Annotated in this window: 19 protein-coding genes and 1 tRNA gene; 5 read left to right on the top strand and 15 right to left on the bottom strand. The window is 67.5% G+C overall.

The genetic code is table 11. The annotated features are described in order from the left end of the window. Positions 1–5 precede the first annotated feature (5 nt). Complete coding sequence (locus AC5P5W_RS16275; protein ID WP_087786593.1) at positions 6–1,328, top strand: aminopeptidase P N-terminal domain-containing protein; 1,323 nt, start codon at positions 6–8, stop codon at positions 1,326–1,328. 515 nt (positions 1,329–1,843) lie between these two features. Here AC5P5W_RS16275 and pepQ read toward each other — a convergent pair. From pepQ to rph, 7 genes are all read right to left on the bottom strand, one after another. Then, the gene (gene pepQ, locus AC5P5W_RS16270; RefSeq protein WP_134809242.1) at positions 1,844–3,175 is read right to left on the bottom strand and encodes a Xaa-Pro dipeptidase; all 1,332 of its coding nucleotides are present in this window, start codon (positions 3,173–3,175) and stop codon (positions 1,844–1,846) included. 75 nt (positions 3,176–3,250) lie between these two features. Further along, a complete protein-coding gene (locus AC5P5W_RS16265; protein ID WP_049440486.1) occupies positions 3,251–3,625 on the bottom strand; it encodes a PilZ domain-containing protein in 375 nt (124 codons plus the stop codon). Continuing rightward, on the bottom strand, positions 3,622–5,901 hold the full coding sequence (locus AC5P5W_RS16260) for a DUF1631 family protein (protein ID WP_014648284.1): 2,280 nt from the start codon (positions 5,899–5,901) through the stop codon (positions 3,622–3,624). Before AC5P5W_RS16260 ends, AC5P5W_RS16265 begins: the two co-directional genes overlap by 4 nt. 201 nt (positions 5,902–6,102) lie before the next feature. Then, a complete protein-coding gene (gene hemW / locus AC5P5W_RS16255; RefSeq protein ID WP_014648283.1) occupies positions 6,103–7,329 on the bottom strand; it encodes a radical SAM family heme chaperone HemW in 1,227 nt (408 codons plus the stop codon). A 58-nt stretch (positions 7,330–7,387) separates the two neighbouring features. Next, a complete protein-coding gene (rdgB, locus tag AC5P5W_RS16250; protein WP_134809243.1) occupies positions 7,388–7,984 on the bottom strand; it encodes an RdgB/HAM1 family non-canonical purine NTP pyrophosphatase in 597 nt (198 codons plus the stop codon). Further along, positions 7,981–8,370, bottom strand: a complete 390-nt coding sequence (locus AC5P5W_RS16245; protein WP_134809244.1) for a VOC family protein — start codon at positions 8,368–8,370, stop codon at positions 7,981–7,983. The genes rdgB and AC5P5W_RS16245 overlap by 4 nt, the downstream gene beginning before the upstream one ends. Continuing rightward, positions 8,367–9,092 carry a ribonuclease PH gene (gene rph, locus AC5P5W_RS16240; RefSeq protein WP_014648280.1) on the bottom strand — a complete coding sequence of 242 codons (726 nt, stop codon included), beginning with the start codon at positions 9,090–9,092 and terminating at the stop codon, positions 8,367–8,369. Before rph ends, AC5P5W_RS16245 begins: the two co-directional genes overlap by 4 nt. Positions 9,093–9,216: 124 nt before the next feature. Here rph and AC5P5W_RS16235 point away from each other — a divergent pair, with 124 nt between their 5' ends. After that, positions 9,217–10,077 carry a YicC/YloC family endoribonuclease gene (locus AC5P5W_RS16235; protein ID WP_005410888.1) on the top strand — a complete coding sequence of 287 codons (861 nt, stop codon included), beginning with the start codon at positions 9,217–9,219 and terminating at the stop codon, positions 10,075–10,077. 57 nt (positions 10,078–10,134) lie between these two features. Here AC5P5W_RS16235 and selD read toward each other — a convergent pair whose 3' ends face one another. From selD to fdnG, 8 genes are all read right to left on the bottom strand, one after another. Beyond that, positions 10,135–11,214, bottom strand: a complete 1,080-nt coding sequence (selD, locus tag AC5P5W_RS16230) for a selenide, water dikinase SelD (RefSeq protein WP_197574858.1) — start codon at positions 11,212–11,214, stop codon at positions 10,135–10,137. Positions 11,215–11,240: 26 nt separating this feature from the next. After that, positions 11,241–11,336, bottom strand: a tRNA-Sec gene (locus tag AC5P5W_RS16225). 24 nt (positions 11,337–11,360) lie between these two features. Next, the gene (gene selB, locus AC5P5W_RS16220) at positions 11,361–13,292 is read right to left on the bottom strand and encodes a selenocysteine-specific translation elongation factor (RefSeq protein WP_197574861.1); all 1,932 of its coding nucleotides are present in this window, start codon (positions 13,290–13,292) and stop codon (positions 11,361–11,363) included. Then, positions 13,289–14,713, bottom strand: coding sequence for an L-seryl-tRNA(Sec) selenium transferase (selA, locus tag AC5P5W_RS16215; RefSeq protein WP_075076008.1), 1,425 nt, complete (start codon positions 14,711–14,713; stop codon positions 13,289–13,291). Before selA ends, selB begins: the two co-directional genes overlap by 4 nt. Positions 14,714–14,717: 4 nt before the next feature. Beyond that, complete coding sequence (gene fdhE, locus AC5P5W_RS16210) at positions 14,718–15,701, bottom strand: formate dehydrogenase accessory protein FdhE (RefSeq protein ID WP_032956068.1); 984 nt, start codon at positions 15,699–15,701, stop codon at positions 14,718–14,720. A 231-nt stretch (positions 15,702–15,932) separates the two neighbouring features. Next, entirely contained in the window at positions 15,933–16,580 is a 648-nt protein-coding gene (locus AC5P5W_RS16205) for a formate dehydrogenase subunit gamma (RefSeq protein WP_014648274.1), read from the bottom strand. Continuing rightward, positions 16,577–17,494 carry a formate dehydrogenase subunit beta gene (gene fdxH, locus AC5P5W_RS16200; RefSeq protein WP_014648273.1) on the bottom strand — a complete coding sequence of 306 codons (918 nt, stop codon included), beginning with the start codon at positions 17,492–17,494 and terminating at the stop codon, positions 16,577–16,579. Before fdxH ends, AC5P5W_RS16205 begins: the two co-directional genes overlap by 4 nt. A gap of 10 nt (positions 17,495–17,504) precedes the next feature. After that, entirely contained in the window at positions 17,505–20,573 is a 3,069-nt protein-coding gene (gene fdnG / locus AC5P5W_RS16195) for a formate dehydrogenase-N subunit alpha (protein ID WP_197574864.1), read from the bottom strand. Positions 20,574–20,863: 290 nt separating this feature from the next. Here fdnG and gmk point away from each other — a divergent pair, with 290 nt between their 5' ends. From gmk to AC5P5W_RS16180, 3 genes are all read left to right on the top strand, one after another. Further along, the gene (gene gmk / locus AC5P5W_RS16190; RefSeq protein WP_014648271.1) at positions 20,864–21,529 is read left to right on the top strand and encodes a guanylate kinase; all 666 of its coding nucleotides are present in this window, start codon (positions 20,864–20,866) and stop codon (positions 21,527–21,529) included. Between the two features lie 110 nt (positions 21,530–21,639). Continuing rightward, positions 21,640–21,939 carry a DNA-directed RNA polymerase subunit omega gene (gene rpoZ, locus AC5P5W_RS16185; RefSeq protein ID WP_005410877.1) on the top strand — a complete coding sequence of 100 codons (300 nt, stop codon included), beginning with the start codon at positions 21,640–21,642 and terminating at the stop codon, positions 21,937–21,939. 106 nt (positions 21,940–22,045) lie between these two features. Further along, positions 22,046–24,208, top strand: a complete 2,163-nt coding sequence (locus AC5P5W_RS16180) for a RelA/SpoT family protein (RefSeq protein ID WP_005418955.1) — start codon at positions 22,046–22,048, stop codon at positions 24,206–24,208. The last annotated feature ends 76 nt before the right edge of the window (positions 24,209–24,284 follow it).

The raw sequence follows: 24,284 nt of genomic DNA, 5'->3' as shown, positions 1-24,284 counted from the left end.
TGGACATCAAGCAGCGCACCGGCATCGCGGCCGGCGAATACAAGCGTCGGCGCCGCCAGCTGATGGACATGGCCGGCGAGGACGCGATCCTGGTGCTGCCGGCCGCGGCCGAGAAGGTGCGCAGCCTCGATACCCATTACCCGTTCCGCCAGGACTCGGACTTCCAGTACCTGAGCGGTTTCCCGGAGCCGGAGGCGGTATTGGTGCTGATCCCGGGCCGGCGCCACGGCGAGGCCATCCTGTTCTGCCGCGAACGTGATGCCGAGCGCGAAGCCTGGGACGGCAGCCGTGCCGGCCAGGAAGGCGCGGTGGCGCAGTACGGCATGGACGATGCGTACCCGATCGATGATCTGGACGACATCCTGCCGGGCCTGTTGGAAGGCCGTTCGCGCGTCTACTACCACTTCGGTCGCGACGCCGATTTCGACCTGAAGCTGATCGGCTGGGTCAACCGCGTGCGTTCGCAGGTGCGCCACGGCGCGCAGCCGCCGCATGAATTCCTTGAACTGGGCCATCTGCTGCACGAGCAGCGCCTGTTCAAGTCCGGCGCGGAAGTGGCGCTGATGCACCACGCTGCGCAGATCAGCGTGCGTGCGCATCTGGCGGCGATGAAGGCTGCCAGGGCCGGCATCCACGAATACGAGCTGCAGGCCGAGCTGGAACGCGTGTTCCGCGCCAGCGATGCAGTGCCGGCGTATTGCAGCATCGTCGGTGCGGGCCGCAACGGTTGCATCCTGCATTACCGGGACAACAACGCGCGTTCGCGCGACGGCGAGCTGGTGCTGATCGACGCCGGTGCCGAGTACCGTGGCTACGCCAGCGACATCACCCGCACGTTTCCGGTGAATGGCCGCTTCAGCGCCGAGCAGCGTGCACTGCACGACCTGGTCGGCGATGCGCAGGCCGCCGCGCTGGCCCAGGCCAGGCCGGGCGTGCCGTACGAGGCCGGTCACCTAGCCGCGGTGCAGACCCTGACCGAGGGCCTGCTGCGGCTGGGCCTGCTGAAGGGGACGCTGGAAAAGAACCTGTCCGAAGGCCTGTACCAGCGTTTCTACCGGCACAAGACCGGGCACTGGATCGGGCTGGACGTGCACGATGTGGGCGATTACCGCCTGGCGGGCGATTCGCGGCTGCTGGAGCCGGGCATGGCATTCACCATCGAGCCGGGGCTGTACATCGGCGTGGACGATACGACGGTGGAACCGCGCTGGCGCGGCATCGGCATCCGTACCGAGGATGATGTGCTGATCACCGACGACGGTCATCGCGTGCTGACCGAAGGCCTGGCGCGCAGCGCCGACGAGATTGAAGCGGTGATGGCGGGGTAAGGGGTGTTCTGCAGGGCTTGCAGCCCTGCACCCGCAGAGGCAACAGCAAGAGCAACAGCAACAGCAACAGCAACAGCAACAGCAATAGCAACAGCGCGCATTCCGTGGGATGGCGGGGCACTGTGGGTGTGCGGGGACGCCGTGAACCCATGCATGGGGGCTTGGTCGCGGCATCCATGCCGCTCACACCCCGCAAACCCACAGTACCCCGCCTTCGACAGGTTCACGCGGCTGTTGGCAACCGCGGTTATTGGCACGCGCGGCTGTTGGTAGGTGTCGACCTTGGTCGACACGGAGCGAGCGCAGCGAGCGACCCGCTTCTGCTTTTCTTTCTTCTTTTTCCGTGGTTGGACGCAGCAGGAAACTGTCAAAGGACGGGCGGGGTGGGTTTGCAGGACCGTTGGCGCCATGGATGGCGCCATCGAGCCCCCATGGATGGGTTTACGGCGTGTCCTGCAAACCCACCCCGCCCGGCCAAGCGCGGCCTTTGATATCAGCGCCCAACCACGAGGGGCTCAGCCGTTCGCCGCCGCAAACGCCGGCCGCGTCAGGTTGTCCGCCTCGCCCTCGGTGCACAGCACTTCGTCTTCAATGCGGATGCCACCATACGGACGGAAGAAATCCACGCGGTCCCAGTTGATCGCATCACCATGGCCGGCGTCCTTCACTTCGTTCAACAGCATGTCGATGAAGTACAGGCCCGGTTCAATGGTCACCACCATGCCCGGTTCCAGTACGCGGGTCAGGCGCAGGTACGGGTGGCCCGCCGGGCGCTCGATGCGGCCGCCCTCGTCGCTGGCCGCGAAACCGGCCACGTCGTGCACCTGCAGGCCGATCAGGTGGCCGATGCCATGCGGGAAGAACGCGGCGCTGACGCCGGTCTCCAGCGCGGTCTGCGGCGAGACCTTGATCACGCCGAAGTCCTTCAGCACGCCCATCAGCGAAAGATGTGCGTCCACGTGCAGCTGCTTGTAGTCGAAGCCCGGGCGCACTGCTGCGCACATCTGCTGCTGGGCGGCGTCGACGGCAGCAATCATCGCAGCGAATTCGTCGTGGCCCTGCGCGGCGTAGGTACGGGTGATGTCGCTGGCGTAGCCGTGCGCGCTGGCGCCTGCATCGATCAGGAAGCTGCGCAGCGGCTGCGGCGCCTTGCGGCCCAGCTCAGTGTAATGCAGCACGGCGGCATGTTCATTGAGCGCCACGATGTTGCCGTAGGGCAGCTCGTTGGCATCCTGGCCCACCGCCTGGCAGTACGCCATGTGGATGCTGAATTCGTCGGCGCCGTTGCGGAACGCGGCTTCGGCGGCGCGGTGGCCGCGCACGCCCAGCACCTGCGCCTGGCGCATCAGCGCGATCTCATACGGCGTCTTGCTGCCGCGGTGCCATTCCAGGTAGTTCACCACCGGTGCCGGGTTGTTCGGCACGTACCTGCCCAGCGCGCTCTGCGGCTCGCCGAGGATCGCGCAGCGCGACGGGTCGGCCGGCAGCAGGGCCAGCGCCTCTTCGGGCTTGCGGATGATGTGGATGTCGAAGTGCTCCACCCACCAGCCACTCGGTGCGTCCGGTACCACGTGCCAGTAATCGAAGGGCTGGTGGAAGATCACCGCCGGGCGCTTGCCCGGGGTGAACACGATCCAGCTGTTGGGCACCCGGGTCAGCGGCAGCCAGGCCTTGAACTGCGGATTGACCGCGTACGGGTAGTCGCGATCGTCGAACACCTGGTAGTGCAGGGTGCCGCTGGGCACGACCAGATGGTCGAAGCCGCCGCGGGCCAACGCCTGTTCGGCACGTCGGCACAGCACGGCCAGGTGGTCGGGGTACAGGGCGCCGGGGTCTTGCTGGATCATTGCGGTGGCTCGACACGGAAAACGGCCCTAGATTCTGCCGCATACCGGGAAAAACCGCTGTGCTGGAACCGGCACTCAGGCCGTCGAAACCGGTGCCTCGTCGCTGTCTTCGCCTATCCACTGGCGCAGCAGCTGCCGATGTTCGCGTGACAGGGTGAGGAAGCGGAAACCGGTCCAGCTCTGGCCGGGCACATGCGCCGGCTCGCTCCACAGCAGGTGCACGCCCACGTCAATGGCCTCGTGGCGGCCGTCACTGATCGGCAACGGGAAGCGGAACTGGTACAGCGCGTCCTCGCGCAGCGGGGTGCTGGCCAGCATCAACATGCCAGTCTCGGAGACATTGCCGAGCCGGCCCACCACGCATTCGCGCATCTGGTCGGTGACCGGTACCAGGTCCGAGACCTGGCGACGCGGCGCGCGGCGGGTGTCCTGCGGCGGTTGCACGTTCAAACGGACGCCTCCCTGTAACGGCCGCCGGCCAGCGCACGCAGCGCACCGAGGCTGGCCTGCCATGCGCGATCGACCAGCCGCCCCTTGTCTTCGGTGACCAGCTGCGCACGTCCAGCGCTGAGCTGCCGGGCCAGCGTATCAAGGTCGGTATCGGCGATCTTCTGCCCGCGCGGATTGACGAACAGGGCGTGGCCGGTCAGCAGGCTGTACCAGGACAGGCGCTGGCGGCGCAGGGTGCCGTCACCGTTGTCGATGTCGAACCAGCTGCCAAAGGGCAGGGTCACGAGCTGCTGGTAGGCCGCCTCTTCGGCGCTGCTGCGCGGCGTGCGCGGGGCGTCGGCGCTGCCGCTGGCAGCATGTTCACCCAGTCGTGCACGTGCCTTCAGGCGCGCACTGAGCTCGGTGCGCGAGGTGCTTTCATCCTCGCCTCCTGGCGTGGCCAGGCGGCGCGCAACGGCGGCGGCTTCCTCGGCGTGATAGCCGACCTGCACGAGCGCCGATTCCACCTCGTTGGCCAGCACTGCATCGGTGCCACCGTTGGCATCGACGGCCTGCGCGGTCACCGCGGCGATGCGCTCGGTCTGTAGCAGGCGTTCCTGCCACTGCGGCGAATCTTCGCCATGGCGCAGGCGGGTGAGGGTGAGTGCATCGGCCCAGGCCTGGCGCAGCAGGGTCTGCACGAAGCGCGGCGGCGCCTGTGTGTCGCAGCACTGGTCGATCTGCGCATTGGCCTGGCGACGCGCCAGTTCCAGCCGTTCCTTGCCACGCGCGGCCTCGACGTGGCGGCGCTCGGCCAGTTCGGCGCGATGGGCCGCCGCGCGCTGATGCTGCTGCACGTCTTCGTTGGCGGCGGCGAAGGCCTCGGGCGAGCGTGCATCCTGGCCGAGCAGACCCTGCACGCTCTGCGCCATGCGCTGCAGCAGCTGGGGATCCACGTCATCGTCGCCCAGCCAGTTGGCGCCGACTTCGGCAATCTGGTTGAGCAGTTCGCGTGCAGGGTGTTCATCGCGCACGAAGAAGCCGGGGTCGGCCATCGCCGCACGCGCCAGTGGTACCTGCAGGCGCGCCAGCAGGGCGGCCGGCACCGGGTCGGGGCGCTGCTGTTGCTGCACCTGCTGCATCAGCAGGCGCAGCAGGTCGAGGTTGTCGCGGTCGTGGCTGCCCAGCTGGGCCTGCGCGCCGTGCTCGCTGCGCAGCTGGGCGACCACCGCAGCCTGCAGGTCGGCGACGCCGGTGGCCGCGCTGGACTGGGCCTGCAGCCGCGCGAGGACCGCATCGACGGCCGCACTGGGCACGGCAGCGGTGTCCGCAGGAGGGGCAGTGGCATGGCGGGCCTGCTGCAGCAATTCATGCAGCGCACTGCCGGTGGACGTGGTCACGCCAGCGGTGGCTGCGCCCGGCGTACCCGCGTCGTTGAATGCGTCCTGCACCAGGTTCGACCAGGAACCGGCCGGAGCGGAGCCGTTCCAGCCGGTCAACGGCGCGGCGGAACGCTTGGCAGGCTGGGTTGTGCGGCCGCCGCCCACCGACTGGGTGATGATCCGCCGGGTGCTCGACGAGCGTGCCAGGTACGGGGTGTAGACCAGGCCCGGCAGCACGCCATGCTGGGCCAGCAGCGCATTGGCGCGGTCCAGCACATCGCCCAGGCGTTCCAGCACCTGCCGCTCGAAGCTGCGGTACAGCGCAAGCTGCACCTCCACGCCAAGGGCGTCCTGTTCGGCGATCCGGCGCACCATCGCGCACAGGGCCTGCGGTGCCAGTGGCAGGGTGTCGGCCTCGAACGCCGGCGCCGCCGCGAGCACGCCCAGGCGCTGTCCCAGCAGGTTCAACGTATTGGTTGAACGCAGGGTCTCGCGCCGGATCATTTCGGTCAGCAGCAGGTCGCGATCCACCTCGTGCTCATCGACCAGCGACAGGCCGAGCGCGCCCGGTAGCGGCGGCGGCGAAGCAGGGGCCGCAGCGACGGTGGACGGCTCGCGCAGGCCCGCCAGCGCTTCGGCCACGGCATCGAGCATGCGGTCGGCGAAATGGCCGGCGAAGGCGTGCAGCTGGCCACGCTGGGCCATCAGGTCCGCCTGCTGCATCGGATTGCGTGCACGGTCGGCGTCGTGCAGCAGCGTCTGCTCCAGCGCTTCGACGGTCAGGATCAGGGGCGCGGCCAGCGTTTGCCGGCACAGGCCGATCAACGCACCCAGCAGTTCACGCACCCGCGATGGCAGGTCGCTGGCGGCCAGGCGTGCTTTGTCGGCAGAGGTGATGGAAAAGACAGCTGACATCGGCGAGCGGTACCCGGATTCCCGCGGATCGATCCTGTGAATCTACCGTGTCGGCCGCAGTCGGCGCTACTTTAGGCTGAACGTGTCTCACGTTCATCGGGCAGGGCCGACGGATGAACGGTAGTGCCTGCCGCTGGCCGGCAGCGCTGTCTTTACCAGAGTGCCGGCCAGCGGCCGTCACTGCCCGGTATGGCGGAAGGCTTATTCCTCCAGGAACAGGCTCACCACATCGTTGGTGAACCGGCGGCCCAGCTCGGTCGGCTGCACATGACCCTCCGCCACCTCCAGCCAGCCGCGCTGGACGGCCTCGGCCAACGGAGCGTCCAGTACGCCGCGCGGCAGCCCGGTGCGCGACTCGAAATCGCGAAGGCCGAACCCTTCGTGCAGGCGCAGCAGGTTGAGCATGTACTCGAACGGCAGGCGCTCGGCTGCGATCACATCGTCACCCCCGAAAGAGGCCGGCGTGCCAGCGCTGTCCAGGTAGGCCTGCGGATGCTTCAGCTTCCAGCGGCGCAGCACGTGTTCTTCGGCGCCCGAGCTGATCTTGCCGTGCGCACCGGCACCGATGCCCAGGTAATCGCCGAAACGCCAGTAGTTCAGGTTGTGCGCGCTTTGCCGGCCGGGGCGCGCATAGGCGCTGACCTCGTACTGGCCGAAACCAGCCTGTGCCAGCAATGCCTGGCAGTGTTCCTGCATGTCCCAGGCGTTGTCTTCATCGGGAATGCCCTGCGGCGGCCGCGCGAAGAACACCGTGTTCGGTTCCAGGGTCAGCTGGTAGTGCGAGATGTGCGCCGGTTGCAGTGCAAATGCACGCTCCAGGTCGGCCTCGGCGCCGGCCAGGGTCTGTTCCGGCAGCGCATACATCAGGTCGATGTTGAAATTGTCGTAGCCCGCGTCCTGCGCCATCTTCACCGCGCGCTCGGCTTCGCCACTGTCGTGGATGCGGCCCAGGCGCTTGAGCATGGCGTCGTCGAAACTCTGGATGCCGAAGCTCAGGCGGTTCACGCCGGCCGCGCGGTAGCGGTCGAAACGGCCATGCTCGGCGGTGCCCGGGTTGGTTTCCAGGGTGATTTCGGCGTTGGGGGCAAAGCGCAGGCGCGCGCTGGCCTGCTGCAGGAAGCGGTCGATCGCTTCCGGCGGGAACAGGCTGGGCGTGCCGCCACCGAAGAACACGCTGTGCACCACCCGGCCCCAGACCAGCGGCAGGTCCTGGTCCAGGTCGCGCAGCAGTGCATCGATGTAGGCCTCGAACGGCAACTCGCCCTTGGCCTGGTGCGAATTGAAATCGCAGTACGGGCATTTGCGCACGCACCACGGCAGGTGCACGTACAGCGACAGCGGTGGCGGCACCAGCCGCGGTGCGCTGTCGTGGTCAGCGGAGCAGGCTTCGCCGGGCAGGTGGTTGCAGTGGTCGTGGGCGTGCGGCATGGGCTTCATCGGTAGTGCCGGCCGTTGGCCGGCTTCCCTGGTTCGATCAGGTCGGGCGTCAGTACAGCGTCGCCAGCTGTTGCTTGAGCTGCTGCAGGGCAACGGCACGGTGGCTGATGGCGTTCTTCAGCGCCGGCTCCATTTCCGCGGCGGTCAGGCCGTGGGTGGTGTCCAGGAACACCGGGTTGTAGCCGAAACCATTCGTGCCACGCAGCTCACGGATGATCTGCCCTTCCCAGCGGCCTTCGCAGATCAGCGGCTGCGGGTCGGTGGCGTGGCGCAGCAGCACGATCACCGCATAGAAGCGGGCACTGCGCTGGCCATCGGGAATACCGGCCATCGCGTCCAGCAGCTTGGCGTTGTTGGCAGCGGCGTTGGTCGGGTGGCCGGCATAGCGCGCGCTGTACAGGCCCGGTGCACCACCCAGGGCATCGACGATCAGGCCGGAATCATCGGCCAGCGCCGGCAGGCCGGTCGCTTCGCAGGCGGCGCGTGCCTTCAGCAGCGCGTTCTCGACGAAGGTCAGGCCGGTCTCTTCCACATCGCCCAGGCCCAGCTCGGCGGCCGAGGTGATCTGCAGCGGCAGATCGGCGAGGATCTCCTGCATCTCCACCAGCTTGCCAGCGTTGTGGCTGGCCAGTACCAGCTTCTTCATTGACGGGGCTCCAACAGGTCCCAGGTGTTGCCATACAGATCGCGGAACACCGCGACCGTTGCATAGGGTTCTTCGCGCGGCGATTCCAGGAACTCGACGCCTGCGGCCAGCATCGCCGCGTGGTCGCGGTGGAAGTCGTCGGTGTTGAGGAAGAAGGCGACGCGGCCACCGGTCTGGTTGCCGATGCGGCTGCGCTGCGCCTCGTCGCTGGCACGGGCCAGCAGCAGGGCGGCGGCGCTGCCGTCGGTGGGGCCGACCACCACCCAGCGCTTGTGGCCCTGGTCGATGTCCTCCAACAGTGCGAAGCCGAGCTTGCCGGTGTACCAGGCAATGGCTTCGTCATAGTCGGCAACCACCAGGGTGGTCAGGGCAAGACGACGGTTCATGCCGACAGCGCCGCCTGCTGCGCGGCCAGCAGCTCGGCCACGCCCTTTTCGGCCAGGCCCAGCAGCGCGTCCAGTTCATCGCGACGGAAGGCGTGGCCTTCGGCGGTGCCCTGCAGCTCGATGAAGCCGCCACCGTCGTTCATCACCACGTTCATGTCGGTGTCGCAGTCGCTGTCTTCGGCGTAGTCCAGGTCCAGCACCGGGGTGCCGCGGTACACGCCCACCGATACTGCTGCAACTGCGCCCAGGACCGGGTTGCGCTTGATGTCGCCACGCTTCATCAGCACGTTCACCGCATCGACCAGGGCCACATAGGCGCCGGTGATGGCGGCGGTGCGGGTGCCACCGTCGGCCTGCAGTACGTCGCAGTCGAGGGTGATGGTGCGTTCGCCCAGCGCATTGCGGTCCACGCAGGCACGCAGGCTGCGGCCGATCAGGCGCTGGATCTCCAGCGTGCGACCGCCCTGCTTGCCACGGGCCGCTTCGCGGTCGCTGCGGGTATGGGTGGCGCGCGGCAGCATGCCGTACTCGGCGGTGACCCAGCCTTCGCCCTTGCCGCGCAGGAAGCCCGGCACGCGGTTCTCGACGCTGGCGGTGCACAGCACGCGGGTTTCACCGAAGCACACCAGCACCGAACCTTCGGCGTGGCGGGTGAAGCCGCGTTGGATGACGACCGGGCGGAGCTGGTCGGGCTGGCGGCCGCTGGGGCGGGAGTCGGACATGGTGCGGGTTCCGTAATGGCGAGGGAGTACGCCGCCATGCCCGCGGCCTTCACGGGGCGGGCAAGGGGGCTCTGGTGAGGGCGCTAGGGTACCATTCCCCCTTTGCACGCACCGGACACATTCCATGATTCGAAGCATGACCGCCTATGCCGGCGGCGAGCGGGTCACCCCGTGGGGCACGCTGGGCTGCGAGCTGCGCTCGGTCAACCACCGCTTCCTGGAGGTCGGCACCCGCCTGCCCGAGGAACTGCGGGCGCTCGAACCGCAGCTGCGCGAGCGTATCGCCGCGCGCCTGAGCCGCGGCAAGCTGGATCTGGTGATGCGCCTGCGCGCGCCGGAGGCGGCTGCCAACCTGCAGGTGGACGAGGCCCTGCTGGGCCAGCTGGGCCGCCTGGCCCACCGCCTGACCTCCGATTTCCCGAACCTGCAGGTCAGCTTCACCGATCTGCTGCAGTTGCCGGGCGTGACCCGCGGCGAGGCCACGGATGCCGCCGCCCTGCAGGTCGAGGCGCTGGCCCTGCTGGACCAGGTGCTGGACGGCTTCGTCGAAGCGCGTGAGCGCGAAGGCGGCAAGCTGGCTGCGGCCATCAGCGAACGCGTGGACGGCATCGAACGCATCGCCACCGAAGTGCGCACCTTGATTCCGGCCATTCGCGACGGCCAGCGCGCCAAGCTGGCCGCCCGTCTGGCTGACCTGCCGCACCCGGTCGACCCGGGCCGTGCGGAGCAGGAGCTGGTCCTGTGGCTGCAGAAGCTGGACGTGGATGAAGAGCTGGACCGGCTCGGCAGCCATATCGTCGAGATCCGTCGCGTGCTCAAGCAGCGCGAGCCGGTCGGCCGCCGCCTGGACTTCCTGCTGCAGGAGTTCAACCGCGAAGCCAATACGCTGGGCTCGAAGTCGGTGGACAGCCGCACGTCCAATGCCGCGGTGGAGCTGAAGGTGCTGATCGACCAGATCCGCGAGCAGGTGCAGAACATCGAATGATGTTGCGTGCAGCGATACAGCAGGGGCGCCTTCGGGCGCCCTTGTCGTTCCAGCGCATCAGCGCACGCTGACGCCCGGCGCCCCTTCACCCAATCGCCCGACCACGGCCGCCTGGCCGAACCCTGCGTCGTGGAAGCAGGCCAGCACCGCATTCACTGCCTCCGGGGCGCAGGACACCAACAGCCCGCCACTGGTCTGCGGATCGGTCAGCAGTGGCTGCCAGTGGCCGGCCAAGCGTTCGGCGAAGCGCACTTCGGCGCCATACGAGGCCCAGTTGCGGGCGGAGGCGCCGGTCACGCAGCCGCGCTGCAGCAGCTCCAGCGCCTGCGGCAGCAGCGGCACCTGTGCACTGTCCACTTCGGCAGCGACGCCGCTGGCGCGGCACACTTCCAGCAGGTGGCCGAGCAGGCCGAAGCCGGTGACGTCGGTCATCGCGTGCACGCCGTCCAGCGCGGCCAGCGGCACGCCCACGCTGTTCAGGCGGGTAGTCGACGCGATCATCTGCCGGTAGCCCTCTGCATCCAGCACTTCTTTCTTCAGCGCCGACGAGTACACGCCCACGCCCAACGGCTTGCCCAGCACCAGCACATCGCCGGCGCGGGCATCGGCATTGCGCTTGAGCCGCTGAGGATCGAGCACGCCGATCGCGGCCAGGCCGTAGATCGGTTCCACCGAATCGATGCTGTGGCCGCCGGCCACCACGATGCCGGCGTCGGCGCAGGCACGCTCGCCGCCCTGCAGGATGCCGCGGATGGTTTCCTGCGGCAGGGTGTTGATCGGCATGCCGACGATGGCCAGCGCGAACAGCGGCCGCGCGCCCATCGCGTACAGGTCCGACAACGCGTTGGTGGCGGCGATGCGGCCGAAGTCGAACGGGTCGTCGACAATGGGCATGAAGAAATCGGTGGTGGCGACGATTGCCTGGCGATCATCGAGGCGGTACACCGCGGCGTCGTCGCTGGTCTCGCGGCCCACCAGCAGTTCGGCCGGTGCGGGAAGTGCTGGAACGCCGCGCAGCAGTTCGCTCAGCACGCCCGGCGCGATCTTGCAGCCGCAGCCGCCGCCATGCGCGAGAGAGGTCAGTCGTTGCGGGGCATCGGCCGTTGATGGGGCGGGTGACTGCGCGTGCGTGGCCATGCCGACATCTCCTGCGGAAACACGAATGGCGGAAGGCAGCAGGAGTCGAACCTACCAGGGAACGATCGACGCCCCCTACTGGGTTTGAAGCCCAGCCACATGCCCGGATGCGCATGCCTTCCGAAAGTACGGCGGTACCGGTGGGCTCAGTCGCGGGCTGCGTTCCACTGCAGGTCGCCGCGCGGCCGATGCTGGTCACCGACGCGTCGAGTGTAGCCAACGCGATTGAAGAACTCCAAGATCTGGATGCTGCGTTTGCGGCCCAGGCCGATGGCATCGCGGAAGGCCGCCGCATCCACCGCGCCGCTGGCCTGTGACAGCTGCGCGACCATCGCGGCGAGTTCCGCAATGCGCGCGGGTGCATAAAACAGGTCCGGCACCACCTGGAACAGTTCGCCACGTGCGGCGGCGCGGCGCAGGACGGCGCGGACATCGTCTTCGGTCAGTCCGAAGTCGGCGGCCAGAGTACGCACCCACGGCGGATCGAAGCCACCGGCGTGCAGTTGCGGCAGCACGCGTTCCAGCAGCAGGCGCTCGCGTTCCGGTGGCGCATGGTCATGGCCGGGCAGGCGCCACCAGGCGCCCACGCGCTGCAGTGCGCCGTCAGCGAGTAGGTCCTGCAGCAGAGCATTCCAGAGGCTGCCTGCAAGTGAGGGCAGGGTGCTGCGCTGCAGGCGCCCGCTGTCGACACCGGGTTCGTCCGGGCGTCGCTCATGCCAGCTATGCAGCGATGTGATCACCTGCTCGCGCAGCACCTCCCAGTGCGAGGCAAGGATGACCACCGTGTCCTCGCGGGTGATGATGCGCTGTGCGTCTGGAGGAAGATCGATCCGGTCGGCCGCGCGCCGGCAGTAGCGTTGCAGCGCGGCCATGGCAATGCCGAAGGGCGCCTGCTGCAACAGCGGGCCGATTCCCGCACCTGTGGCCAGCTGCTCCAGTGCGCCCAGCCAGGCGAGCCGTGCCGGGCTGCGCCGGCGCCGCTGTGGCGGGTCCGGGTCGAGCACGACGCCACCGCCCAGCGTGTGGGTCGCGGCGGAATCGCGGGCGATGAAGCGTTCACCACACATCGCACAGACCGGTGCATCGAACACCAGCTGCACCAACTGCCCATCACCTTGGTCACGGTCCTCCAGCAGCACCACATGGGCCTGCCGGTGCATCGTGCCCCAGTGGATGTGCAGGGGTGCCCAGTCGCGCAGTGGTGCTGCCCGTGCGGACAAGCGCAGGCGCACATCGACGCGGGTGGTGGCCAGCAGCGCGCGCGGGTCGGCAATCCAGTCGCCACGATGAATCTCGTCGCGGGCGATGGCGGCCAGGTTCAACGCGCAGCGCTGTCCGGCCATGGCGTGGTCACTGGCCTGGTTCTGCGCGTGGATGCTGCGTATGCGCACTTCAGTGGCGGCCGGCATCAGCTGCAGATGCTCGCCCACCGCGGTGACACCGCCATGTACCGCGCCGGTCGCCAATGTGCCGTGGCCGGCCAGCGAGAACACGCGGTCCACCGGCATGCGGAACAGCTCGCTGCGCAGCGCGGCCTGGCGCGCGTTGGCATCGCCGGCGGCCCATGCGTGCAGGTGGGCGCGCAAGGCGTTGATGCCTGCGTCATCGGGGGACGTGCTGTTGCAGGCGAACACGGGGGAACCCTGCAGCGGCGTTCCGGCCAGCAAAGCGGCAATCTCGATCTCGACCCGGGCGATGCGCGCGGCGTCCACGCGGTCGATCTTGGTCAGCGCCACCGCGCCGCGATCCACGCCCAGCAGCTGCAGGATCGCCAGATGCTCGCGGGTCTGCGGCATCACGCCGTCGTCGGCGGCGACGACCAGCAGGGCGACATCGATACCGGTGGCGCCGGCCACCATCGTGTGGACGAAGCGCTCATGACCCGGCACATCGACGAAACCCAGCATCGCGGCGGGGCCTGTGCCGTTCGCGCTTTCCACCGGGACATAGGCATAGCCCAGTTCAATGGAGATGCCGCGCGTGCGTTCTTCCTGCAGGCGATCGGTTTCGATGCCGGTCAGTGCCCGCACCAGGCGCGTCTTGCCATGGTCGATATGCCCGGCGGTGCCGACGATCATGGTTGCAGCGTGCTCCATTGGGCGAGGAAGTCCGCTTCGTCGGCCGGTTCCAGGCAACGCAGGTCCAGCCACAATGCGTCCTCGCCGATGCGGCCCAGCACCGGTCGCGGCAGCTGGCGCAGGCGCTTGGCCAGGCGGTCCAGGCCGCCACGTTGCGCAGTGGTGATGCGCAGGCCGGCACTGCCGAGCTGCGCCTGTGGCTGCGCACCACTGCCGATCTGGCTGTGCATCCGTGCCTGTTCAAGCATGTAGCCGGTCGGCAGCGCCGAGCGCAGCGGTGGCAGCAGGCGCTGGGCCTGCGCATCCATGTCCTGCTGCGTGCGCGAGAGCGTACGCAGTGTCGGCAGCCGTTGCGCCAGCAGCTCCGGCTCGCGGTACAGCGCCAGTACCGCCTCCAGCGCGGCCAGGCCCATCTTGTCCATGCGCAGCGCACGCTTGAGCGGGTTGCGGTTGATCCGCGCGATCAGGTCGGCGCGGCCGGCGATGATGCCGGCCTGCGGCCCACCCAGCAGCTTGTCGCCACTGAACGAGACCAGGTCGGCACCGGCCGCCAGTGTTTCCTGCACGGTCGGCTCGTGTGGCAGGCCGAAGGCCGCCAGGTCGCACAGGCTGCCGCTGCCCAGGTCCACCACCAACGGCAGGCCATGGTCGTGCGCGATCGCTGCCATCGCCGCGGTGTCGACCTTGGCGGTGAAGCCGGTGATCGCGTAGTTGCTGGCGTGCACCTCCATCAGCAGTGCGGTGCGCGGGCCGATGGCATGGGCGAAGTCGGCCGGGTGGGTGCGGTTGGTGGTGCCCACTTCCAGCAGCCGCGCGCCGGCACTGCGCATCACATCGGGAATGCGGAAGGCACCGCCGATTTCCACCAGTTCGCCGCGCGACACCACCACCTCGCGGCGGTTGGCCAGGCTGTTGAGCAGCAGCAGGACCGCCGCCGCATTGTTGTTGACCACGGTGGCGGCTTCGGCGCCGGTCAGCTCGCAGACCAGCGCCTGCACCCGTGCATCGCGGTCGCCGCGGCGGCCGCGGGTGATGTCGAATTCCAGGTCAACCGGTGCGGCCATCGCGCGGGTGACGGCCTGCACCGCGGACTCGGGCAGCAGGGCGCGACCCAGGTTGGTATGCAGCACGGTGCCGGTCAGGTTGAACATCGGCTGCAGGTTCAGCCGTGCATCGGCGATGAGTGCGGCATCAAGCGCCGCGACCAGTGCCGGGCCTTCAATGGCCTGATGCAACTGCTCGGCCGAGAGCTGCGTGGCACTGATGCGCTCACGCAGCGCCTGCAGATGTACGCGCAGCAACTGGGTGATGCGGCTGCGGCCGTGGCCCTCGATCAGTGTTGCCAAGGCAGGCAGGCGCAGCAACCGGTCCAGCGAGGGCAGCGCGGAAGCCGATGCCGGGGTGGGGGGCGTGGCTGTCATCGCCTCACTCGCCGTCGGATTGCCACAGCAGCGGATTCTGGCTGGCGCGTGCATAGCCTTCCTCGCCCAGCAGCAGGTCCAGCGCCAGCGTGCCAAGGTCATCAGCCACCGGTTCCAGCGACGGATCTTTTTCCAGATACAGGATCTTGCGGTAGCTGTGGCAGTGGTCGCAGGTTTCTGCACGTACCGCGCTCTCGCGCACCGCCTGGCCGGTATCGCCGTCGGCATCAGCCAGGGCGCGATAGGCGATGTCCTTGCCAGCGGCGCCACACTGGCTGCACTGCACGCGCACGTAGTGCCACTGGCAGGCGCACAACGAGCACGACAGGTAGCGGTAGGAGGCATAGGGCGGGCGGGCCTGCACCATGCTGGTCACCGGCAGGGTGCCGCACAGCGGGCACAGCCCTGGCGCATCGGCCAGCGGCTTCAGGTCGCTGGGGCGGAAGCTGGCCGCCAGTACTGCCCAATACACCTGCAACGCATTCATCACCAGCAGCGCAGCGACCGCGTCGACCGGGGGCGCGTCAGCGCGTTCCAGCACGGCGTGGGCCTGCGCATCCAGCCAGGTGTCGTCGGCGGCGGCGACGCGCAGCAATTCCTGCCGTGTTTCCGCCGGTAGCCCCGCTTCGTCGGCGCAGTGCCGGCACAGCGTGCGCAGCCAGTCGCGCCAGCGCCCGTCCAGATGAAGCGTGTTGGCGGGCCGCAACGGCATGCCGGCACTGGCGGCCGCGCTGGACTGCTGCGCGCGCGCGTGGTCCTGCAGCGCCTCGCGTTGCTGGGGTGTCAATTCCTCCAGCAGCGCCTGCTGTGCATCGGCCAATGCCGCCAGCAGCTGCAGGTAACCGCCGATGGCGCTGTGCGCGGCCAGGCTGCGCAGGCGCGCCGCGCGTGTGGCGAACAGCGACCCGGTATCAGGCAGGATGATGCGCGGCACGTCGCGCGAGGCGAGCGTCTCGATCTCACCGGGTTCAAGGATGCGTTGCGCCATGCAGGGCCAGCCAGAAGAACCAGCCTCCATCCTCGCCGTTGTCGGCGCTGGCGTCCAGCGCACTGTAGGCCATTTGAAATGGTCGGGGCCAGATCCGTTTTCCACAGGAAAACGGATCTGACCCCATCGGTTGCTGCCGTGTTCATCGTGTCGACCAAGGTCGACACCTACCAAAAGCACCGGGGAACTGTCGAAGGCGCCTCTGCAGGTGCAGGGCCGCAGGCCCTGCCGTTACCCCTCTTCCCGACGTCCGCGCAGGATGTCGCGGAACCACTGCCGGTGGTGCTTGTACGCCCACCCATAGGTCACCTTGCCCTGGGTCATCGCCCGCACCGAGCCCTTGATCCAGAGCGCCGCATAGATGTGCACCACGATCGCGCACACCAGCACCCAACCGAACAACGCATGGGCCAGCACCGAGAAGCGGATCAGCCCGATCGGGAAGAGATGGCTGAAGTATTGCCGCCAGATAACGAAGCCGGTCAGCAGCAGTGCCGACAGGCAACCAATGATCGCCCAGAACAAGAGCTTCTGGCCGGCATTGAAGCGGCCCACCGGCGGCAGCCTCTCATCCTCGTTGCGCAGTACATCGCGCATGCCGCGCATCCATGCGCGATCGTCGGCCGTCGGCAGATTGTCGCGCCACATGCGGAACGCCAGAAACGCAAAGCCGACCACCATGGCCAGCCCGATGAATGGATGCAGGATGCGCGTCCACGGGCCGCCACCGAACAGCTGGGTCAGCGGAAACAGCGCGGGATGGAACAGTGCCAGCCCGGACAGCGCCGTCAGCACGAAGCAGATCGCCACGATCCAGTGATTGATGCGGGTCGGCGCGCGGTAGCGGATGATCTGCCGCGGGTGCGGGGCGTACTTCATGGCCGCTGCTCCTCTTCGATCTTCTTCGCCTCGTGTTCGGCTTCCTCTTCTTCCTCGTCATTGACCGTGTTGCGGCCGATGCCGATGTAATGCAGGAAGCCGGCGAAGGCGGTGGCGGCGATCGCCAGCACGCCCAGCGGCTTGGCCACGCCCTTCCAGACTTCCACCATCGGGCTGATCCGCGGGTCCTTGGGCAGGTCGGCGTACAGCTCCGGCTTGTCCACATGCTGCAGCACGTACATCACGTGGGTGCCACCCACGCCCTGCGGGTCGTACAGGCCGGCGTTCCCGTAGCCGCGCGATTTCAGGTCTTCCACGCGGCCGGCCGCGTGCTCGGTCATCGCCTGCTTGCTGCCGAAGGTGATCGCCCCGGTCGGGCAGGTCTTCACGCAGGCCGGTTCCTGGCCCACCGCCACCCGGTCCGAACACAGCGTGCACTTGTAGGCCTTGTGGTCCTTCTTGGAAATGCGCGGCACGTCGAACGGGCAACCGGTCACGCAGTAGCCGCAGCCGATGCAGTTCTCTTCCTGGAAGTCGACGATGCCGTTGGCGTACTGGATGATCGCGCCCGGCGACGGGCAGGCCTTCAGGCAGCCCGGGTCGCTGCAGTGCATGCAGCCCTCCTTGCGGATCAGCCACTCCAGCTTGCCCTTCTCGTCCTCGTACTCGCGGAACTTCATCACCGTCCACGACTGGTCGCTCAGGTCGGGCGGGTTGTCATAGCTGCCAACGCAGCTGCCGACCTCGTCGCGCAGGTCGTTCCATTCCATGCAGGCGACCTGGCAGGCCTTGCAGCCGATGCATTTGCTCACATCGATCAGCTTGGCGACCTGGCCGGTGTGCGCACCGCGCGCTTCCGGCGAGGGCGTGGTGGTGGCCGAGCGGCGGATGATGTCCAGCGATTGCAGTGACATGGCGTGTCTCCTACACCTTCTCGACCTTGACCAGGATGCACTTCGATTCGGGCGTCTGCGAGTTGCCGTCACCGATGGCGTTGGTCAGCGTATTGGCGATGTATCCGGGCTTGGCCGCACCGAGGAAGCCCCAGTGGATCGGCACGCCCACCTGGTGCACGGTCCGGCCATCGATCTGCAGGGCCTTGATGCGCTTGGTCACCATCGCCACCGCTTCGATGTGTCCACGCTTGGAACTGACCCGCACGCGGCTGCCGTTGCTGATGCCCAGCTCGTCGGCCAAGGCCGCGCCGATCTCGACGAACTGCTCGGGCTGGATGATGGCGTTCAACTTGCCGTGCTTGGTCCAGAAGTGGAAGTGCTCGGTCAGGCGGTAGGTGGTGGCCACATGCGGGAACTCGTCCGGCGAACCGATCTGTGCGCGATCGCTGGCGAATACGCGGGCGGCCGGGTTGTTCAGCGTCAGTGCCTGGCCGGGGCTGAGCGGATTGCTGCGCAGTGGCGTGTCGAATGGCTCGTAGTGCTCCGGGAACGGCCCTTCGGCCATGCCGGCCTTGGCGAAGAAGCGGGCGATGCCTTCCGGGTTCATGATGAACGGGCCCATCCCGCCGGCGGGATCTTCGTCGGCCTTGAAGTCCGGTACGTCCACGCTGCCCCAGTTCTTGCCGTTCCAGGCCAGCAGCGTGCGGCGCGGGTCGAACGGCTGGCCGGCCACGTCGCACGACGCGCGGTTGTACATCACGCGGCGATTGGCCGGCCACGCCCAGGCCCAGCCCAGCGTGTTGCCGATGCCGGTGGGGTCGCTGTTGTCACGCCGCGCCATCATGTTGCCGGTCGGGCCCCAGGCACCGATGTAGATCCAGCAGCCCGACGCGGTGCTGCCATCGTCGCGCAGGTCGCCGAATGCGGCCAGCTGCTCGCCGGCCTTGCGCACCAGCCTGGTTGGATCCTTCGGATCGAACACGTCGGCCAGCGCCTTGCCGTTGTATTCCATCGCCAGCTCTTCCGGCGTCGGCAGCTCCGGGTTGGAATACTTCCAGGCCAGGTCGCGCACCGGCTCCCACCACGCACCGCCGTCCTTCTCGTACATCGCCTTGATGCGATGGAACAGCTCGGACATGATCTCGATGTCGCTGCGCGCTTCACCCGGCGGATTGGCGCCCTTCCAGTGCCACTGCAGCCAGCGCGAGGAGTTCACCACCGCGCCGTTCTCCTCGGCGAAGGACGTGGTGGGCAGGCGGAATACTTCGGTCTGGATCGTGCTCGGGTCGACGTCGTTCAACGCGCCGTGGTTCTGCCAGAAGGCGATGGTCTCGGTTTCCAGCGGGTCCATGCTGACCATGAACTTCAGCTTGGAGAACGCGCTGATCAGCTTGCCCTTGTTAGGCGCCGAGGCCAGCGGGTTGAAACCCTGGCAGATGTAGCCGTGGATCTTGCCCTCGTTCATCAGCTCGTACGCCTGCAGCATGTCGTACGGCTTGTCGAGCTTTGGCAGGTAATCGAAGCACCAGTTGTTGTCGGCGGTGGCGGCATCGCCCCACCACGATTTCATCAGGCTGACGTGGAACTTCGGATAGTTCTGCCAGAACGACATCTGGTTGGCGCGCAGCGGCTTCTGCGTGCGCTTGGCGATGTAGGTGTCGTAGTCCTGCTCGTCCTGCCTCGGCAGCGTCAGGTAGCCGGGCAGCAGGTCGGACATCAGGCCGATGTCGGTCAGGCCCTGGATGTTGGAATGCCCGCGCAGCGCGTTCATGCCGCCACCGGCCACGCCGATGTTGCCCAGCAGCAGCTGCACCATGGTGCCGGCACGCACGTTCTGTGCGCCGATCGAGTGCTGCGTCCATCCCAGCGCGTACAGGATGGTCATCGCCTTGTCCTTGCCGGCGGTGGACGCGATCATGTCCCAGATCTGGCGGATGCTGTCGGCCGGCGTGCCGCAGATGCGCTCGACCATCTCCACGGTGTAGCGCGCGTAGTGTTGTTTCAGCAGGTTGTAGACGCAGCGCGGGTCCTTCAGCGTCGGGTCGCTGCGTACGTAGCCGTCGTCACCGTAGGCGTAGTCCCAGCTGGAACGGTCGTAGCTGCGCTTCTCTTCGTTGTAACCCGAATACAGGCCGTCCTTGAAGGCGAATTCGTCCTTCACCAGGAACGGCATGTCGGTGTAGTTCAGCACGTACTCGTGCTGGATGCGGTCCTCGGTCAGCAGGTAGTTGATCAGGCCGCCCAGGAACACGATATCGGTACCGGTGCGGATCGGCGCGTACACGTCGGCCACCGCGGCCGAGCGGTTGAAGCGCGGATCGACCACGATCAGCCGGGCCTTGTTGTGTGCCTTGGCCTCGGTCACCCATTTGAATCCGCACGGGTGTGCCTCGGCGGCATTGCCACCCATGATCAGGATCAGGTCGGCATTCTTGATGTCGACCCAGTGGTTCGTCATCGCACCACGGCCTAGCGTCGGGGCAAGACCTGCCACCGTCGGGCCGTGTCAGACACGTGCCTGGTTGTCGAATGCCAGCATGCCAAGGGAGCGGACGACCTTGTGGGTCAGCACCGCGGTTTCATTGCTGGTGGCCGAGGCCGCCAGCATGCCGGTGGTCAGCCAGCGGTTGACCGTCTGCCCGGCTTCGTTCTTCTGCACGAAGTTGGCATCGCGGTCTTCCTTCATCAGCCGCGCGATGCGGTCCAGCGCATCGTCCCAGCTCAGCCGCTTCCACTCGTTGGAGCCCGGTGCCCGGTACTCGGGATAGAGCAGGCGCGACTTGCTGTGGATGATGTCGGCCAGGCCGGCGCCCTTCGGGCACAGCGTGCCGCGGTTGACCGGATGGTCCGGGTCACCCTCGATATGGAAGATGCTCGGCTCGGCGTTCTTGGCGCCGTCGCCGAGGCTGTACATCAGGATGCCGCAGGCCACCGAACAGTAGGTACAGGTGTTGCGGGTCTCGGTCGCGCGGGTCAGCTTGTACTGCCTGACCTCCGCGAGCGCGATGCCGGGCGCGAAGCCCATCAATGCCAGGCTGGAGCCGACCAGGGTTGTCCCGGTCACTTTCAGGAACTGGCGGCGGCTCATCGATGGCATGCCGTTCTCCTGGGATGGCGGGGAGGCACGGGCCTCCGGGCTGTCATTGGGTACGGCCCGGTTATAGCACAGGCCCCCGCACGCCCATGTGGCACAAGGCCCGGCGCCGGCGGGGCGGGCGCGCAACGGGGCCGCTCTGGTAAAGTTGCGTGCCCGCCCCCCGGGGAAGCGTCTGCCGGGCCTGGTTCCAGGATGTTCCGCGCAGCCCCCGCCGTCCTGGCGCGATCCTCCGCGCCGGATCTGGAACACCGAGGAAAAATTTTGCGAAATCAACCAGTTGGGTTCCGCGCATGAGCGCCCCGTCGAAGCCGTCGGACGCCGTTGCGCGCGGCACGCTGTACATCGTTGCCGCCCCCTCCGGCGCCGGCAAGAGCAGCATCGTCAATGCCACCCTGGCGCGTGACCCGCAGATCGCGCTGTCGATCTCCTTCACCTCGCGCGCGATGCGCCCGGGGGAAGTGAACGGCCAGCACTACCATTTCGTCTCTGCGGAAAGGTTCGAGGAAATGATCGCCGCCGGCGACTTCTTCGAGCATGCGTGGGTGCACGGCGACTGGAAGGGCACGGCCCGGCAGTCGGTGGAGCCGCAGCTGGCCGCCGGCCAGGACGTGCTGCTGGAAATCGACTGGCAGGGCGCGCAGCAGGTGCGCCAGCTGGTGCCGGGCACGGTCACCGTGTTCATCCTGCCGCCGTCCAGGCAGGCCCTGCAGGATCGCATGCGCAAGCGTGGCCAGGACAGCGAGGCGGTCATCGCCCAGCGCCTGGGCGCGGCGCGCGATGAAATGCTGCACTTCAACGAGTTCGACTACGTCATCGTCAACGAGGTGTTCGACACCGCCGTGGACGAGTTGTGCGCCATCTTCACCGCCAGCCGCCTGCGCCGGGAGGCCCAGAAGGTCCGCCACGCCGGCCTGATCCAGGCCCTGCTGACTCCCGATCCGGGCGCAACTGACTGATTCCAAAAGAATCGGGTAGGGGTTGGCTTGATTTTGTCCAGCTCCTGCCAGTACACTCCGTCCCCTTTCCCTCATTCGACTGAGCGGCCGACCGGTCGCCGGGAGCCCGTATGGCCCGCATCACCGTAGAAGATTGCCTGGAAGTCGTTAACAACCGTTTCGAACTGGTCATGATGGCATCCAAGCGTGCCCGCCAGCTCGCCAACGGCGTGCAGGCCACGCTGGACAACAGCGAGACCGAGGACAAGCCGACCGTGCTGGCGCTGCGCGAAATCGCCGCCCGCAAGATCGACAACGCGCTGATCGACGAAGTCGAGAAGGCCGAGCGTGAGCGCGCCGAGCGCGAAGCGCTGGAGTGGGCTGCCGCCGAAGTGGTCGCTGACGAAGACATGTCCAAGAACGACGATTGATCGCATCGATCAACGTAATCGTTGGATACACCGAACAGCCCGCCCCGTGCGGGCTGTTTCGCATTCAGGATTTGCCGTAAACGTCGCGCTGGAATAGGCTGCGGGCATGAACCCAGGCCCCACTGCCAAGGTCGCCGCAGCCCCCACTGCCGCCGTACCCGACTACGTCCTCCAGCTTGAACGCGCCGCCCATTACCTGCCGCCGGAACAGCTGCCGCTGTTGCGCCGTGCCTGGGAAGTCGGAGCCTCCGCGCACGCTGGGCAGACGCGCAAGTCGGGTGAGCCCTATATCACCCACCCGGTGGCGGTGGCCCAGGTGCTGGCCGAGCTCGGCCTGGACGTGGAAGCGCTGATCGCCGCGATCCTGCACGACACCATCGAAGACACGCCGCTGACCCGCGAGGCGCTGGCCGCCGAGTTCGGCGAAGCCGTGGCCGAACTGGTCGACGGCGTTACCAAGCTGGACAAGCTGAAGTTCCGCGACCGCCAGGAGGCGGCCGCCGAGAGCTTCCGCAAGATGCTGCTGGCGATGTCGCGCGACCTGCGCGTGATCATGATCAAGCTGGCCGACCGCCTGCACAACATGCGTACGCTGGGTGCGCAGAGCCGCGAAGCGCGCGGCCGCATCGCCCGCGAGACGCTGGAGATCTACGCGCCCATCGCCCAGCGCCTGGGCATGAGCCTGGTCAAGAGCGAGCTGCAGAACCTCGGTTTCAAGGCGCTGTACCCGTGGCGCCACGCCATCATCGAGAAGCACATCCGCAGCCAGCCGGTGGTGCGTCGCGAGGCGATGGCGCAGGTGGAAGTGCAGCTGTCGCAGCGCCTGGCCAAGGAGGGGATCGAGCATCGGCTGATCAGCCGCATCAAGACCCCGTGGAGCATCTACAACAAGATGCGCGACGAGAACAAATCCTTCGACCAGGTGATGGATGTGTTCGGCTTCCGCCTGGTCGTGCGCAGCGTGCCCAGCTGCTACCACGCGCTGGGTTCGGTGCATGCCACCTTCAAGCCGCTGGATGGCCGTTTCCGCGACTTCATCGCCATTCCCAAGGCCAACGGTTACCAGTCGCTGCACACGGTGCTGTTCGGACCGTATGGCTCGCCGATCGAAGTGCAGATCCGTACCGAGGAAATGGACCTGATCGCCGAACGCGGCGTGGCCGCGCACTGGACCTACAAGTTCGGCGGCGATTCGCCCAACAGCGCACAGAGCCGTGCCCACGCGTGGATCGTCGAGCTGATCGACTCGCAGCGTGCCGCCGGTTCCTCGCTGGAGTTCCTGGACAACGTCAAGGTCGACCTGTTCCCGGACGAGGTCTACCTGTTCACGCCAAAGGGCAAGATCCTGGCCCTGCCGCGCAACTCCACCGCGCTCGATTTCGCCTACGCCGTGCATACCGACGTCGGCAACATGGCGGTGGCCTCGCGCGTGGACAAGAAACTGGTGCCGTTGCGCACCAAGCTGGTGTCGGGGCAGTCGGTGGAGATCATCACCGCACGCTCGGCCACGCCGAAACCGCAGTGGCTGGAATTCGTGGTTACCAGCAAGGCGCGCACTGCCATCCGCCACCAGCTCAAGCAGCTGGAGCACGAGGATGCCGTGCAGCTGGGCCACCGCATGCTCGACCGTGCGCTGGAAGCGATGGATTCGTCGCTGGAGCGGCTGCCGAAGGGGCGCCTGGATGCGTTCCTGGCCGAACACCGCTTCCCGCGCCTGGAAGCCCTGCTGGCCGAGGTCGCACTGGGCAACTGGATGCCGACCCAGGCCGCGCAGGCGCTGATGGCCTACGCCGAACTGCGTGGCGGCCCGCATTCGCGCCACCACTCGCAGGAAAAGATCCTGATCAACGGCAGCGAGCGTGGCGTGGTCACCTTCGCCGGCTGCTGCCAGCCGATTCCCGGCGACGAGATCATGGGCTACCACACCGCCGGCAAGGGCATCGTGGTGCACCGCATGGACTGCCCGAACCTGGCCGAGCTGCGCAAGTCGCCCGAGCGCTGGGTGCCGATCGGCTGGGACACCACCGTCTCCGGTGACTACGACACCTCGCTGGTGGTGGAAGTGGAGAACGGCACCGGCGTGCTGGCACAGCTGGCCGCTGCCATCGCGCAGAGCCACTCCAACATCGAGCGCGTGGACTACCTGGATCGCGATTTCAACGCCGCCGTGCTGGCGTTCAACATCCAGGTGCGCGACCGCAACCACCTGGCCGAAGTGATGCGCCGCCTGCGCCGCCTGTCGGTCGTGCAGTCGGTACGCCGCCAGTAGGTCCACGCCATGCGTGGATGACGTTCCGCGCACACGACGTACGGGGTCGGATCCGTTTCCCGCCGGGAAACGGATC

Source organism: Stenotrophomonas sp. YJH_SMC_123, from assembly GCF_059368215.1.
The sequence above is the reverse complement of the archived record's forward strand: the minus strand, read 5'-3'. Positions and strand labels throughout refer to the sequence as shown.